This window comes from Pseudomonas sp. A-R-19 (genome assembly GCF_019956575.1).
GTDB lineage: Bacteria > Pseudomonadota > Gammaproteobacteria > Pseudomonadales > Pseudomonadaceae > Aquipseudomonas.
In genome coordinates this window covers 57,198-71,667 of sequence record NZ_JAHBDR010000030.1, presented here as the reverse complement: position 1 = coordinate 71,667, position 14,470 = coordinate 57,198, and the positions used below count along the sequence as shown (strand labels likewise).

The following is a 14,470-nucleotide window of genomic DNA, read 5'->3' as shown; positions in this document are numbered from 1 at the left end:
GCGAACAGCGGGCAATTTAACGGCAAGACGTCGGTGCTGACTATGTGGATGACACTTTTGAAGTAAGCCGCCGCAGAGCCTGCCCTGATAATCGATAGCTTACTGACGAATTGTCGAGGTCAAGCATGACGAGCGCAACTATGGAACAAGTCAGCCCAAAAACGCTGAGAAGAGTGATTGTGGCCGCCGGCATTGGCAATTTCGTCGAGTGGTTCGACTTCGCCGTCTATGGCTTTCTGGCCACGACCATCGCCCAGCAATTTTTCCCCAGTGGCGATGCCAGTGCCGCGTTGCTCAAGACCTTTGCGGTGTTCGCCGTGGCCTTTGCGTTTCGACCCCTTGGCGGGATTTTCTTCGGCATGCTGGGCGACAGGATCGGCCGCAAGCGCACCCTGGCGATGACCATTCTGTTGATGGCCGGTGCGACGACCCTGATCGGCCTGCTGCCCACTTATGCGGCGATCGGGGTCGCGGCGCCGATTCTGCTGTCGCTGATCCGTTGCGCCCAGGGCTTTTCCGCCGGGGGCGAATACGCCGGCGCCTGTGCCTACCTGATGGAACATGCACCGAGTGATAAACGCGCCTGGTACGGCAGCTTCATTCCGGTGTCGACCTTTTCCGCCTTCGCCGCGGCCGCCGTGGTGGCCTACGCGCTCGAAGCGTCATTGTCCGCCGAAGCAATGGGCAGTTGGGGTTGGCGCCTGCCGTTCCTGATTGCCGCGCCGCTGGGCCTGGTGGGGCTTTACCTGCGCTGGAAGCTCGATGAGACACCGGCATTCCAGGCGGTGACCGAGGAACATGCCGTCGCCCACTCGCCACTCAAGGAAACCTTGCGCAATCATGGGACGGCGATCTGTTGCCTGGGCGCCTTTGTGTCACTCACCGCACTGTCGTTTTATATGTTCACCACCTATTTCGCGACTTACCTGCAAGTCGCCGGCGGCTTGAGTCGCGCCACAGCGTTGCTGGTCTCACTGATCGCATTGCTGTTCGCTGCGGCGATCTGCCCGCTGGCGGGGCTGTATTCGGACCGGGTCGGACGTCGAAGGACGGTGATGACGGCATGCGCGCTGCTGATCGTGACCGTGTATCCATCGTTCCTGATGGCCAGCTCCGGCTCGTTCGCGGCGTCTGTCGTCGGCGTCATGCTCCTGGCGATTGGCGCCGTGTTGTGTGGCGTGGTGACGGCGGCCCTGCTCTCGGAAACCTTCCCTACCCGTACCCGATACACCGCCTCGGCGATCACCTACAACATGGCGTACACCCTTTTCGGCGGCACCGCACCGCTGGTGGCGACTTGGCTGATCAGCACCACCGGCAGCAACCTGTCACCGGCGTTCTACCTGATCGCGGTGGCCTTGCTCGCGCTGGCGGGTGGACTGGCATTGCCGGAGACCTCGAGGATTTCCCTGCATGAGGTTGCGACACAGGAGAAAGGCGCAGGAGTGAGCGCTGCGGTCTAAAACACGAAACGAGCCGGCCAGGCGCTATATCCGTGAGGTTTCCTTGACAGCCGTTGACTGGCCATCAAAACCCTGCACAATTGCCGGCTTTTTTCGCGACAGGACGTCCCTCCCATGCAACGGATCGTAATTCTGGGCAATGCCGGTAGCGGCAAATCCACCCTCGCCCGCGCGCTCGGCAAGCGTCTGGGCTTGCCGGTGGTGCACCTCGATACATTGTTCTGGGAGCCCGGCTGGATCGAACCCGACGCCGGGCAGTTCCGCGCGCGGGTCAGCGCAGCAATCACAGCGGATACCTGGGTGTGTGAAGGCAACTATGCCCGGCGCACCTTCGACCTGCGCCTGCCCCGGGCCGACCTGATCATCTGGCTCGATACGCCGCGACTCACCTGTTTCATCCGGGTGATCATGCGCAGCGTCTTGAACCGCCCTCGCCCCGACCTGGCAGCCGGCTGCACAGAGAAGCTCGACCGGGCGTTCCTGACCTTCCTCAAGTTCGTGTGGAATTTCGATCGAGGCTACCGCCCGGGTATCGAGGCGGTGCGCCTGACCATAGGCCCACGGATTCCTGTGGTGCACTTGCGCGGTAGCCGCCAGATAGCCGCCTTTCTCCATGGCTTGCCCGCAGTGCCTGAAATCGACATCGTGGACTTGTCATGAAATGACAAGAAATTGTCGTCGAATGAATCGCCGCCAGTCTCCCCCGCCCATAAATTCCTAGTCGAGCCCGGTGCAATGCTGGGCGCCTGTCTGCTTTATATGCTCAACATCATAATAATAATCCGAGGGGCCGCACCGTATGCGCGTGAATTTACCCGTGACCGAGCATGAAAGAGTATTCCCTGCCGAACAGCGATTGATCTCCACCACCGACCTCGACAGCCGCATCACTTACTGCAATGACGCCTTTGTGGCCATCAGCGGTTTCACCTACGACGAACTGGTCGGTCAGCCCCATAACCTGGTTCGACACCCCGATATGCCTCCCGGGGTATTCATTCATATGTGGCACACCATCAAGCAAGGCAAACCCTGGATGGGTCTTGTGAAAAACCGCTCGAAAAATGGTGACTTCTATTGGGTCAGTGCCTACGTCACGCCCATCTATGAAAACGGACGCCTGAGTGGTTACGAGTCGGTTCGTTCGCTGCCCAGCCGCGACCAGGTCAGTCGGGCAGCGGCACTCTATGCAAGGATGCGCGCCGGCAAGCCGATCGTTGCCCGCAGTGCGCGGATTCTAAGACCGCTGCAACACGGCTGGCCGTTGCTGATGGCTGGCGGGCTCTCACTGCTGGGCAGTCAGTGGCTACCACAAACGGCGGCGCAAGGAGTCCTGGTGGCGAGCCTGGGCATTGCCTGGTACCTGATCGAATCCCGACAGCGCAGAGCCATCGAGCGCACCCTGGCCGAGCATCCGAAAGCCTTTTCCGATCCATTGGTCGCGCTCACCTATAGCGACAACCACGGCCCCCAGGGTCGCCTGGACATGGCCATGCTCAGTGAGGAAGCGCGCTTGCAGACAGCCCTGTCCCGGCTCGTCGATGCCGGGGTCAACGTCAAGGCCAAGGCGGCGCAGTCATCCGCACTCTCGGGTTCCCAGGCGCAGTCGCTGGATCGTCAGCGCAGTGAAACCGATCAGTCCGCCGCCGCCATTTCCCAGATGGCCGCGACCATCCAGGAAGTCACCCAAAACGTCATCAGCACCGCACATGCCGCGTCGCAGGCCGACCAGTTGACCCGTGAGGGCACTGAGCTGGCGGAGCAAAGCCTGAGCGCCATGGCAACCATGCACGCGGCGGTCAACGAGATTGGCCAGGCGGTGAATGCATTGGCGAGCGAAACGCAATCGATCGGCAGTGTCGTGGATGTCATCACCTCCATTGCCGAACAGACCAACCTGCTGGCACTCAATGCGGCGATCGAGGCGGCCCGCGCCGGTGAGCAAGGGCGCGGTTTTGCCGTGGTGGCCGACGAGGTGCGTTCCCTTGCACAACGCACTCGCACCTCCACCGAACAGATCCACGGCATCATCGCTTCGCTGTATAGCGGTGCCGATCGCGCAGTCTCGACGGCCAGCCGTGGCGAGCAGATTTCCCGTGAAAGCATGCAGCGTGTCGAGGCGGTGCAGTCGGCTCTGGTCGGTATCAGCCAGGCCGTCACCCGGATTACCGGCATGAGCCAGCAGATGGCCTCGGCGTCTGAAGAACAGAGCCATGTGGCTGAAGACATCAACCAACAGATCACGCGAATTGCCCAACTCTGTGATCACAGCGCCGGGCAGGCCAAACAAGGTGCCGCGATCAGCCAGGACCTGGAAGTCATGGCCGAGTACCTGCACAGCCTGGCTGCGCGTTTTAGTCGATAGTCATCAGCGCCCCGGCAAGATGGATTGCGGAACGGAAATGCGAGCGAAGGTGTCAGCTGTATAGACACCTCTGTTTCGCATCCCAATCCAGATGGAGCGCTGAAGTCATGAACAACATTATCTATCTCGTCGGTGCTGTTGTGATCGTCCTGTTCATCCTGTCGTTTGTCGGGATTGTCTGACCGACCACTGAAGGTCGTGACAACTTGGCAAAGGTCCGCTCAGGCTTTTCCTCACAGCGGGAGGAAAAGCCATGGACGTTACTTATCTGGCACTTGGTTCAACACCCTCGGCTTCACACGCTACGCTACTGCCTGAGGCTTTCCTGGCATCAGGTATAAACATAGCTAAACCGGGGGATTCAAACCGTGCAGGCACTCTTCGCGTTTCTCAACGCCAATCCCTACATGTTGCTGTTCCTGGTGGTGAGCCTGGCGGTGCTGATTGGCCGCTTCACCATCAAGGGTTACGGGTTGGGTACCGTCGGCGGCGCCATCGTGGTTGGCTGCGGCGTCGCCATTGCCGCCTCTCTCTATGGCATCACGTTCAAGCTCGACACGTTCACCATGAACCTCTTCTACTACCTGTTCATGTACGGGGTCGGTTTGCGCGTCGGTCCGTCCTTTCTCAATAGCCTGAAGGATGATGGGCTGAAGTTCACCGTGCTTGCGGTCATTTGCAGTGTGGTCAGCCTGGCCGTGGTGGTCTTGGGCACGCGTCTTTTCAACCTGCCGACTGGCGCGGCCGGCGGCATCCTCGCCGGGGCCACGACCATGTCCTCCGCCATCGGCTCGGCCGAGCAGGCGGTTACCTCGGGTGCCGTCCACCTCGCACCGGGCGACACTGTCGAGGGGGTGTCGGCGATGATCACCCTGTCCTACGGCATCACCTACATCTGGGGCACCGTCGGCATCGTGCTGATGTGCAAATACATGCCGCGCTGGTGGGGGGTCGATGCCAAGGCGGCAGCCCGTCGTTATGAGGAAGAGCATGGGATGCATGATCTGGAGGACGACGGCCTCACCGCTGACAAGGCCTTCGGGTTGCGCGCTTATCGCCTGGAAAACCGTTCGACTGCCGGCCTGACCGTCCGCGAATTTCTCGCTCGATTCCCGGAGTATCGCATCGTCAATGTGCATCACGGCGATGAGGCGATAGGGGCCGATCCTGACATCCAGCTGCAGCTGGGGGATGTGATTACCCTTGGCAGCACACGTACAGGCCTGACCACCAACATCGGCCTGATCGGCCCGGAGGTCGATGACGCCAAGGCGCTCGCCGTCCCCCTGGACCACGCGGAGATCCTGGTGACCGAGAAAACCGTGATCGGCAAGCAGCTCAAGGAGTTTCGCGGACTGGACCTGGCCGGGCAGCTTCAATTGACTCGCATCCAGCGCGGCGGTGTTCCATTGCCCGTCGGGCCTGAGACGCGGTTGCAGCGTCGCGACGTGCTGTTCGTCACCGGCCTGTCCAGCGCCGTGCAGCGCGCGGGCGAGTTGTTTGGGGTTATCGCCCGGCCCAGCAGCATGACCGATTTATTGACGTTGTTTGTCGGGATGTCCCTGGGGCTGCTGATCGGCCTGATCCAGTTCCCCGCCTTCGGCGCCTCCGTCGGCCTGGGGAGCGCGGGTGGCCTGATGGTCTCGGGCATCATCGTCTCGTCGCTGTCCTCGCGCCTGCGCTTCTTCGGCAATACGCCGAACGCAGCGCGTAACATCCTCGAGGACATCGGCCTGCTGGTGTTCGTTGCCATTGTCGGGATCAATGCCGGCGCCACCCTTCTCGCTCAACTGACGGGGATGCTCGCCGTGCAGATTTTCCTGGTGGGCTTCGTCGCCTGCATGCTGCCGCCGTTCGCCGTCTGGGTGGTTGGCTATCACTTGATGAAGATCAATCCGGCGGTACTGATGGGTGGCATGGCCGGTGCCCGCAGTCATTCCGGCCCGTGTCTTGAGGCTGCGGCGGAGATCGGCAGCAACGTGCCGTGGGTCGGTTTTCCGGTCGCGTTTGCAGTCTCGGGCATTCTGCTGACGGTCCTCGGCTACTTCGCCATGGTCTTTGCCAATTGATGCGGTACCCAATGAAAATGCCGACCGCAGGCGTAATGTTGTTCACTTAAGTTTTGTTGCTTCAGGCAAACAATCCGCAATACCGGTCCAGTCGCAAGTAAACCAAGTGCTCCTTTGTGGGAGTGAGCCTGCTTGCGAAGGCGGCTTTCCAGCCGATATGTCTTTTTTGATCGCGTACATATCCGTTGCTGCGGTAACGGCGGCTTAGGGTTTCGCCCTTACGGCGAGTCCCTTTTCCAAACGCCGAAAAGGAACCAAAAGGCTTTGCCCCACCATTCGGTGCCTCGCTAATGCTCGGCATGCCCTCACTCCGGCATTGCTCCGTGGGCCCGCCGCGATCGGCCATCCATGGCCGTGCGCGGCTATCCCGGCATCCATGCCGGGATGCCCACTGCGCAACGCCTGCGTTCGGCCTCTGGAAACGGGGCTGGTAGATCAAGATCAAAAGCCAGAGCCAAAGCCAAAGCCAAAGCCAAAGTCTTTTTTTGATCGCGTACATATCCGTTGCTGCGGTAACGGCGGCCTATGGTTTCGCCCTTACGGCGAGTCCCTTTTCCAAACGCCGAAAAGGAACCAAAAGGCTTTGCCCCACCATTCGGTGCCTCGCTAATGCTCGGCATGCCCTCACTCCGGCATTGCTCCGTGGGCCCGCCGCGATCGGCCATCCATGGCCGTGCGCGGCTATCCCGGCATCCATGCCGGGATGCCCACTGCGCAATGCCTGCGTTCGGCCTCTGGAAACGGGGCTGGTAGATCAAGATCAAAAGCCAGAGCCAAAGCCAAAGCCAATCTTTTTTTGATCGCGTACATATCCGTTGCTGCGGTAACGGCGGCCTATGGTTTCGCCCTTACGGCGAGTCCCTTTTCCAAACGCCGAAAAGGAACCAAAAGGCTTTGCCCCACCATTCGGTGCCTCGCTAATGCTCGGCATGCCCTCACTCCGGCATTGCTCCGTGGGCCCGCCGCGATCGGCCATCCATGGCCGTGCGCGGCTATCCCGGCATCCATGCCGGGATGCCCACTGCGCAACGCCTGCGTTCGGCCTCTGGAAACGGGGCAGGTAGATCAAGATCAAAAGCCAGAGCCAGAGCCAAAGCCAAAGCCAAAGCCAAAGCGTAGAAACGTCCGAGCTATCGACCAGGCCGGCCAGCAGGCCGCCTCGCTTTTGCTTTGGCTTTTGATCTTCTTGCCCCATCGAGAGGCCGAGTGGAGGTTCTGCGCAGTGGGCAACCCGGCATGGATGCCGGGTTAGCCGCCCTAGGCCATGGATGGCCGATGGCGGCGGGCCCACGGAGCAGGACCGGAGCAAGGGCATGCCGAGCCACAGCGAGGCACCGAACGCCAGGGGCAAGAGCCCTTGGTTACTTGGGGCTTTTCCAAGTGACCCGCCGTAAGGGCGGAACCAAAAGCAGCCGTTACCGCAGCAACGGATATGTACGCAGTCAACAAAAAACAGGTCGGCTGTCAGGCCGCCATCGCTGGCAAGCCAGCTCCTACAGGGAAAAATACGCACGGCTCCCAATCAGGCCGGTCGGCCGCCTCGCTTTGGCTTTTGCTTTGGATCTTCTTGCCCCATCGAGAGGCCGAACGAAAGGGGCAAGAGCCCTTGGTTACATGGGGCTTTTCCAAGTGACCCGCCGTAAGGGCGGAACCAAAAGCAGCCGTTACCGCAGCAACGGATATGTACACCACCCCACCACGTATTAAGTGAACAACATAACGCCCGCAAGCGGCCTTTGATTCACGATGACATCAGGGCAACGCATACACCCTGAACAGTCTCTTCACCGTAAGGTTGCTCCCGCCCAGATACTGGTCGTAGGCCTTTTCCACAAAGCCCGAGTAATAGGCCTCACTCAGGGCCGTGTCGACCAGCAAGCGGAAGTCTTCGTCGTTGCGTTCCACCATCATCGCCACCGGCGAGTACTCGAAGATGCGGTCCAGGATCATCAGGTTCTTGGCCGCGCCTTCCTTGGCCACTTCGTTGCGCAGCAGCATGCGTTCGGAGAAGAAGGCATCGGCCTTGCCCTCGGCAACCAGCTTGACGCCCTCGTCGTTGTTGGCCACGGTCACCAGCGAAGCGATCACGTTGAGCAGGCGCATCTGCTCGCGAATCCAGTCTTCGGTCACGCCGCCCTCAAGGGTCGCGTAGGTCTGGTTGGCCAGGCCATTGTTGATGCTGGCTCGCCAGGTCGGGCCGGTGTTGGCGACCTTGCCATTGAGCACATTGAGCAAGGGTTCGCCCGCATCGTTGCGCACCACGACCGAGAGACCGGCAGTGTAGATCGGGATGGAGTAGCTGATCATCTTGCGCCGTTCCAGGGTGGGCGCTGTCGGAGTGCAGAGGATATCGACCTTGCCCTGGCTCACGGCACTGACCTGGTCCGCAACCGTTACCGGCTGATAGTGCACCTGCAGGTCGGGCAGGCCCAGTTCGCGCTTGAGCGTGTCGGCGATTTTCAGGCACAGGTCGATGGCATAACCGCTGGCCTTGTCGCCTTCCTGCTTGCTGAAAGGGGCCAGGTCCGGCAAGTAGCCCAAGGTAAAAGTGTGGCTGCTGCGCACGCGCTCAAGGGTGTTGGCGCCGGCCACCAGCGGCAGCGTCAAGAGTGCGAAGGCCAGCAGCAGTCTGGTGGTTGTGGCAAATGGTACGTTCATGTCCGGTTTCCCCGTATGCAGATGTCTGTGCAGTCCTGATGGCCACGCCTAAGGATTACCGGCCCTGGCCTGGTTGGCGGATGGCGCTTCGGTGAAGCGCTTGGCGAGGAATCCATAGAGCAGGTAGCCGACAGCGAGCACCAGGGTGCCGCCCATCACGGCGTCCTTGCCGCAGGCATACAGGGCGTACAAGGAGTAGGTGACGGCGATCAGCAAGACCACCACATTACGCGTGTGAATCGCCGACGAAACCCCGGCCTTGTGCATGATCACCAGCAGGCCGGTCAGCGCAGTGATATAGGGGATCAGGTTGGTCACCGCTGCCAGGCTGACCAGCTTGCTGAACTGGGCGGCGGCATCGGGCGAGATGGTCGACAGGGCCATGAAGGTCTGCAGCACGCCGCAGACGATCATCCCGACGACGGGCGCATTCATCGAGTTGACCTTGCTGAACAGCTTGAGGAACAGGTTCTGGTCAGCCGTCATCTTCGCGGTTTGCGCCAGGGTAAATTGCCAGCCCAGCAGCGAGCCGACACAGGCCATCACCGCCAGGGCCATGACGATAGTGCCCACCATCGGGTTGAATATCGTCGCGTAGACCAAGGCGAAGGGTGCCGAGGATTTGGCCAGCTCGGCATTGGGAATGATGCCCTGGATCACGGTGGTCGAGAGCACATAGACCACGGCGGCACCCAGGGTGCCGAACAGGCAGGCCAGGGGCACGTTGCGCTTGGGGTCTTCCACGGCATCGGTGGCCTGGGCCGCCGATTCCATACCGAGGAAGGCCCACAGGGTCAGGGGGATGGCTTTGCCGATGGCTTCGGAAATCGCCAGGCTATTGGGGTTCCAGGCGGCGGCCAGCACATCGGGCTTGAACCAGAACCAGCCGATGATGCTCAGGCCCGCTACCGGAATGATCACGCCCCACACCGTGAAAGCGCCGATCTTGCCGGTGATGCCCGGGCCACCGAAGTTGGCGAAGGTGGTCAGCCAGATCAGCGCGATCGTGCCGACGCACAGTGGAATGGCACCCGTGCCCAGCCAGGGGATGAAGGCCGTCATGTAGCCCACCGCCGAGATGGCCACGGCCACGTTGGCGATAGCCAGGGACAGGAAGTACAGGTACGAACAGAGGAAAAACCCCGACTTTGAATGGGCTTCCTCGGTGTAGGCGGACAAACCGCCCGAACGCGGACAGAAGACCCCGCACTGGGCAAAGCAGTAGGCAATGGCCATCGAGCCGATCGCGGTGAAAATCCATGACAGCAGCGAGACGGCGCCCAGTTGCGCCATATTGGTAGGCAACATGATGATGCCCGAGCCCATCATGTTGACCGTCACCAGCGTCGTGAGCCCCATCAGGCCCATTTTCTTGCTTGAATCCGCCATCGCAAACTCCTTGCCTTGTTCAGAGTTTTGAACCTGGCCTGGCGACGTGCAGCACGCGGCCAGACAGGGGCTAACACCTACTGCATCAGACCTTGAGCACGTAACCGTAGGCCCGGGTTCGTCCGGCTTCCTGCTGCAAATACACGCCCTGCAACTCCGGTGTGAAACCCGGCAAGCGGTTGATGCCTTCTTCCAGCGCCAGGAAGTACTTCAGCACCGCGCCGCCCCAGACTTCGCCCGGGATGATGCAGAGCACGCCCGGCGGATAAGGCAACGCACCTTCAGCCGCGATCCGCCCATCCGCATCCGCCAACGCCACCAGCTCGACGTTGCCGCGGATGTACTCGATTTGCGCCTGCTGCGGGTTCATGGCCTTTTTCGGGAAGTGTTCCTTGCGGAACATGTCCTTTTGCAGTTGCTGCACGTTGTGATGGCGGTACAGGTCGTGCATTTCCTGGCAGAGCTGGCGGATGGTGTAGTTGCGGTAGCGCTCCTGATGCTGCGCGTAGATTGCCGGCAGTACCCGGCTCATCGGCGCGTCATCGCTGATGAAGCGTTCGAAACGGGCGATCTGCGCGGCCAGGTGGGTCATCTTCGCCCAGTCTTCGGCCGGGGTGAGCAGGAACAGGATCGAGTTGAGGTCGCATTTTTCCGGAACGATGCCGTTCTCGCGCAGGAAGTTGGCGAGGATGCCGGCGTGAATGCCGAAGTCGGTGTAGCTGCCGTCGACCGGGTCGATCCCCGGGGTGGTGAACAGCAGCTTGCACGGGTCGATGAAGTACTGCTTCTCGGCGTAACCGGCAAAGGCGTGCCAGCGATCCTTGGGATGGAACTCGAAGAAGCGGATGTCATTGGCGATTTCTTCGGTGGGATAGTCTTCCCAGGCGCGCCCTTCGATGGTGTACGGCACGAACGGGCGGACCATGGTGCAGGCTTCGAGGATCAACTTGCGCGCCTCGATGCCGAACTTCACGCAGTCTTCCCACAGGCGCAGGCCGCTGCGGCCCGAGTGGATGCGCGCATTCACATCCAGCGAGGCGAACAGCGGGTAGAACGGGCTCGTCGAGGCCTGGGCCATGAACGCGTTGTTCAGCCGGTGATGGTTGCAATAACGGGCCTGGCCCTTGATGTGGCGGTCTTTCTTGTGCACCTGGGAGGCCTGGGAAAAACCGGCCTGCTGCTTGTGCACCGACTGGGTGACGAAGATGCCCGGGTCGTTTTCGTCGAGGTCGAGCAGCAGCGGCGAGCAGTCCTTCATCATCGGGATGAACTGTTCGTAACCGACCCACGCCGAGTCGAACAGGATGTAGTCACACAGCTTGCCGATGCGGTCGACCACTTGCCGGGCGTTGTACACGGTGCCGTCGTAGGTGCCCAGTTGAATGATCGCCAGGCGGAACGGCCGTGGCAGTTGCGCCTTGTCCGGGGCGACTTCGGCGATCAGTTCGCGCAGGTAGTCTTCTTCGAAACAGTGGGCGTCGATGCCGCCGATGAAGCCGTAGGGGTTGCGTGCGGTTTCCAGATACACCGGCGTCGCGCCGGCCTGCAACAGCGCACCCTGGTGGTTGGACTTGTGGTTGTTGCGGTCGAACAGCACCAGGTCGCCGGGGGTCAACAGAGCATTGGTCACCACCTTGTTGGACGCCGAGGTGCCGTTGAGCACGAAGTAGGTCTTGTCCGCATTGAACACTTGCGCCGCGTGTTTCTGCGCCAGCAGCGCCGGGCCTTCGTGGATCAGCAGGTCGCCGAGCTTGACGTCGGCGTTGCACATGTCGGCGCGAAACAGCGTCTCGCCGAAAAAGTCGAAAAACTGCCGACCGGCCGGGTGCTTGCGAAAGAACTGGCCGCCCTGGTGACCGGGGCAGGCGAAGGTCGCATTGGCTGCTTCGGTGTAGTGCTTGAGGGCGTCGAAGAACGGCGGCAGCAGGCTTTCTTCGTAGGCCTTGGCGGCGGTTTCCAGTTGGTTGCCGTAGTACTGGGCATTATTGCTGGAGACATCAAAGACACCATTGACCTGCAAAATCACATCCTGCAGTTGTTTGTAGACCTCCAGGGAGCGATTGCTGCCGCCCTTCCTGGCCACCAGGAAGATCGGGATGTCGAAGCCGGTACGCTTGATGGCGTCCAGCGAACCGGCTGCCAGATCATCGATCGAGAGCACGGCAACCGCGACATCGGTAAAGTCAGTCTGGTCGAGCGGGACGATTTCACGGGAATTAAAAAAACAATCCCGAACCGCCTCGCTGGCAGCGATTTTCAAGGCGTTCATAACCAGAATCTCTCAGTCTAATGACGTTGAAGTTCCAGGGACGATCAACTTCAAAGGCACCAAGTCCCGGGGTCAGGAGCGATTGCCCTATTGGGTATAGTTCATTTTTACTATTTGTTACTTCTTGCCGGATTTATTTCCTTGACCCGCTTTTCCGTGGGGTTCATGGCGAAGTAACCGAACCTGTTTTCCGGTCTTTCGGTGCTTTAATAAACACTAAGTATTAATGCCAAAGCGCTATTTCTCACCGATCACGCACCCTATTAATCCGTGAGTGAAACACCCCAAAGGATGAATCCAGCCTTCGGGGCACTGCTCATCCAGCCATCAGGTACGCCCTGCTGAACCTGTCACGGGCAGGTTCCCGAGCAGTTTGAGCCCGGTACTCTTCACGAAGGTTTCATAGTCCATGGGCTTCTGGATACGGGTTTCTGCGTTCGGCAGCACATAGGCCCAGGCACGCTTGGACGATGCGTCGTAGACCAGCTTGAACAGGCGCGTCGGCACCCAGACCTGGTTGTCGCCGATGGTGGAGTAGCCTGGGTCAAACAGCGGGCCGGTAAAGACAAACACGTTGCCATCGGCGCGCTTGGCAAACTTGCGGACATCCGCCTCGACCTTGCTCCAGATCTTGCGGTTGTTGGTCGGGTCTTGCGGCACCATGTTCGACAGCGCAAAGGACTGGGCCATGGCATTGGGATTCGGTGCATCGGCTGCCGGGGATTGATGGCCACGGTCCACGGCCGGTTTCTGGCTGCGGTAGTCGCTCAACTCCGCGCGCCCGCCCTTGGGGATGCGGGGGTCCGGGTAGAACTGGTTGGTGCGTTCCTCTCCTTTGGCATCCTGCAGCTGGGCCGCATTCAGGCGTTCGACCACGACCAGCGGGGTCTTGCTGGTTTGCGAGTACAACACCGCGAAGTTGTCGGAACACAGCGCCAGGGGCTTCATCGATGCAGGCACGGTGGCGGTGTTGATCGGATTCGCTGCCGGGAACAGCTCTGCACAGCCGTCAAACGTTGGCTGCTTTTGTTTGTTCGAGTAGAGGTCCAGGGCCGCGCGCTGGCTGATCGAGCCCGAGCGTGACACTTGTTCGTGTTGCGCGGTGGGCGGCTTGAGCAGATCCAGCAGGCTGCGGGCTTGCGCCCCGTTTGAAAGCAAAACAAGGGCCGACAGCCCAACTGCAATTTTGCGTAGGTGCATGGGTTAAATCTTCGAATGGAATTGAGGGAAAACGTGCGGTGACGCCGTGCGGGTTTTATTGACCGTGACCAGACAGGTTGGTGCCTGCCGGCCAGAGGTTATTTTGCGCGACTGTTCAAGTTAAGACATTACTTGAGCTCGCACGACCGGATGGAGCTAGTCCCCGCTGTCATCGACAGCCGTGGGGGTCACCGCCGAGCCTGCCAGGAGCCCCCCGTCGATGTTGAACTCACTGCCGGTGACGTACGTCGAGTCATCCGCGGCGAGAAACAGGGCCATGGCCGCCACCTCTTCGGGCATCCCGAATCGTCTCAGCGGAGTGTCGCGAACCAGGGCCGCCATCCGCTCTTCACGGCCTGCGTCTGTGCCCAGCATGGGCTCCCATATGGGGGTAAGGATGGCGGCCGGATGAATCGAGTTGCACCGCACTTTCAGGCCTTGCCCGGCGCAGTAAAGCGCCACCGTCTTGGTGTGATTGCGAACGGCGGCCTTGGATGACGCGTAGGCCGCCGCGCCCGGAATGCCGACCAGTCCGGAGCGAGAGGAGACATTGATGATCGAGCCCGCGCCTGCATGTCGCATGGCGCGAATGGCGTACTTGCAACCGAGAAATACCCCGTCGAGATTGGTGCGATGCACGGCGTGCCAGTCCTCCAGGCGCGCATGCTCCGGGTCGTGCCGCACGGCACCTTGCTCAAATCCGGTAACGGCGGCGTTGTTCACCAGGACGTCCAGCCTGCCGCGCTCCTTCAGGATCTGCGTCGTCACTCGCTGCCAATCTTCTTCACACCGTACATCGAGACGCAGATAGCTGGCGCGATCACCGAGTGCGTTGGCAACCGTGCTGCCGAGTTCGTCGTTGATGTCGGTGAGGTAGACAAAGCAATCCTCCTGCACGAAAAGTTGCGCAATTGCCGCGCCGATCCCTTGGGCGGCCCCTGTGATGAGTGCAATCCTGGAAGTGAGCTTGCTGGCCATAAGTGATGTGGAGACTCCTTTGGTTGGGCCTGGTGATAACACATTCCTTGGCAAAAGCCCAAACGCTGCGCCCGCCATG

General features: G+C 60.7%; 11 protein-coding genes and 1 pseudogene. 5 read left to right on the top strand and 7 right to left on the bottom strand.

Annotation, left to right across the window (positions count from 1 at the left end; all coding sequences use genetic code 11):
• Positions 1 to 125 precede the first annotated feature (125 nt).
• From KGA88_RS02200 to KGA88_RS02185, 5 genes and pseudogenes are all read left to right on the top strand, one after another.
• Positions 126 to 1,463, top strand: coding sequence for an MFS transporter (locus KGA88_RS02200; protein WP_223588559.1), 1,338 nt, complete (start codon positions 126 to 128; stop codon positions 1,461 to 1,463).
• 114 nt (positions 1,464 to 1,577) lie between these two features.
• On the top strand, positions 1,578 to 2,123 hold the full coding sequence (locus KGA88_RS02195) for an AAA family ATPase (protein WP_223588556.1): 546 nt from the start codon (positions 1,578 to 1,580) through the stop codon (positions 2,121 to 2,123).
• 139 nt (positions 2,124 to 2,262) lie between these two features.
• A pseudogene (locus KGA88_RS31685) lies at positions 2,263 to 2,541 on the top strand (PAS domain-containing protein); the annotation flags it as partial.
• 117 nt (positions 2,542 to 2,658) lie between these two features.
• Entirely contained in the window at positions 2,659 to 3,828 is a 1,170-nt protein-coding gene (locus KGA88_RS02190; protein ID WP_411740830.1) for a methyl-accepting chemotaxis protein, read from the top strand.
• 368 nt (positions 3,829 to 4,196) lie between these two features.
• On the top strand, positions 4,197 to 5,897 hold the full coding sequence (locus KGA88_RS02185) for an aspartate:alanine exchanger family transporter (protein ID WP_223588554.1): 1,701 nt from the start codon (positions 4,197 to 4,199) through the stop codon (positions 5,895 to 5,897).
• A 362-nt stretch (positions 5,898 to 6,259) separates the two neighbouring features.
• On the opposite strand, the gene KGA88_RS02180 is transcribed toward KGA88_RS02185, so the two are convergent.
• The 7 genes from KGA88_RS02180 to KGA88_RS02150 form a co-directional block, all read right to left on the bottom strand.
• Positions 6,260 to 6,517, bottom strand: a complete 258-nt coding sequence (locus KGA88_RS02180) for a hypothetical protein (protein WP_223588678.1) — start codon at positions 6,515 to 6,517, stop codon at positions 6,260 to 6,262.
• 140 nt (positions 6,518 to 6,657) lie between these two features.
• Positions 6,658 to 6,828 (bottom strand): hypothetical protein, encoded by a 171-nt coding sequence (locus KGA88_RS02175; RefSeq protein ID WP_223588552.1) that lies wholly within the window; start codon positions 6,826 to 6,828, stop codon positions 6,658 to 6,660.
• Between the two features lie 821 nt (positions 6,829 to 7,649).
• Complete coding sequence (locus KGA88_RS02170; RefSeq protein WP_110662412.1) at positions 7,650 to 8,555, bottom strand: amino acid ABC transporter substrate-binding protein; 906 nt, start codon at positions 8,553 to 8,555, stop codon at positions 7,650 to 7,652.
• 48 nt (positions 8,556 to 8,603) lie between these two features.
• Positions 8,604 to 9,944 (bottom strand): putrescine-ornithine antiporter, encoded by a 1,341-nt coding sequence (potE, locus tag KGA88_RS02165; RefSeq protein ID WP_223588550.1) that lies wholly within the window; start codon positions 9,942 to 9,944, stop codon positions 8,604 to 8,606.
• Positions 9,945 to 10,029: 85 nt separating this feature from the next.
• On the bottom strand, positions 10,030 to 12,213 hold the full coding sequence (gene speF / locus KGA88_RS02160; RefSeq protein ID WP_223588548.1) for an ornithine decarboxylase SpeF: 2,184 nt from the start codon (positions 12,211 to 12,213) through the stop codon (positions 10,030 to 10,032).
• Between the two features lie 327 nt (positions 12,214 to 12,540).
• Entirely contained in the window at positions 12,541 to 13,413 is an 873-nt protein-coding gene (locus KGA88_RS02155; protein ID WP_223588546.1) for a DNA/RNA non-specific endonuclease, read from the bottom strand.
• 156 nt (positions 13,414 to 13,569) lie between these two features.
• Entirely contained in the window at positions 13,570 to 14,391 is an 822-nt protein-coding gene (locus KGA88_RS02150) for an SDR family oxidoreductase (protein ID WP_223588543.1), read from the bottom strand.
• Between the last annotated feature and the right edge of the window lie 79 nt (positions 14,392 to 14,470).

What these genes read in the sequence shown, in the direction of transcription:
- KGA88_RS02200 (WP_223588559.1), top strand. Translation starts at nt 126, where the DNA reads ATGACGAGCGCAACTATGGAACAAGTCAGCCCAAAAACGCTGAGAAGA.
- KGA88_RS02195 (WP_223588556.1), top strand. Translation starts at nt 1,578, where the DNA reads ATGCAACGGATCGTAATTCTGGGCAATGCCGGTAGCGGCAAATCCACC.
- KGA88_RS02190 (WP_411740830.1), top strand. Translation starts at nt 2,659, where the DNA reads ATGCGCGCCGGCAAGCCGATCGTTGCCCGCAGTGCGCGGATTCTAAGA.
- KGA88_RS02180 (WP_223588678.1), bottom strand. Translation starts at nt 6,517, where the DNA reads ATGCCGAGCATTAGCGAGGCACCGAATGGTGGGGCAAAGCCTTTTGGT.
- KGA88_RS02175 (WP_223588552.1), bottom strand. Translation starts at nt 6,828, where the DNA reads ATGCCGAGCATTAGCGAGGCACCGAATGGTGGGGCAAAGCCTTTTGGT.
- KGA88_RS02170 (WP_110662412.1), bottom strand. Translation starts at nt 8,555, where the DNA reads ATGAACGTACCATTTGCCACAACCACCAGACTGCTGCTGGCCTTCGCA.
- potE (WP_223588550.1), bottom strand. Translation starts at nt 9,944, where the DNA reads ATGGCGGATTCAAGCAAGAAAATGGGCCTGATGGGGCTCACGACGCTG.
- speF (WP_223588548.1), bottom strand. Translation starts at nt 12,213, where the DNA reads ATGAACGCCTTGAAAATCGCTGCCAGCGAGGCGGTTCGGGATTGTTTT.
- KGA88_RS02155 (WP_223588546.1), bottom strand. Translation starts at nt 13,413, where the DNA reads ATGCACCTACGCAAAATTGCAGTTGGGCTGTCGGCCCTTGTTTTGCTT.
- KGA88_RS02150 (WP_223588543.1), bottom strand. Translation starts at nt 14,391, where the DNA reads ATGGCCAGCAAGCTCACTTCCAGGATTGCACTCATCACAGGGGCCGCC.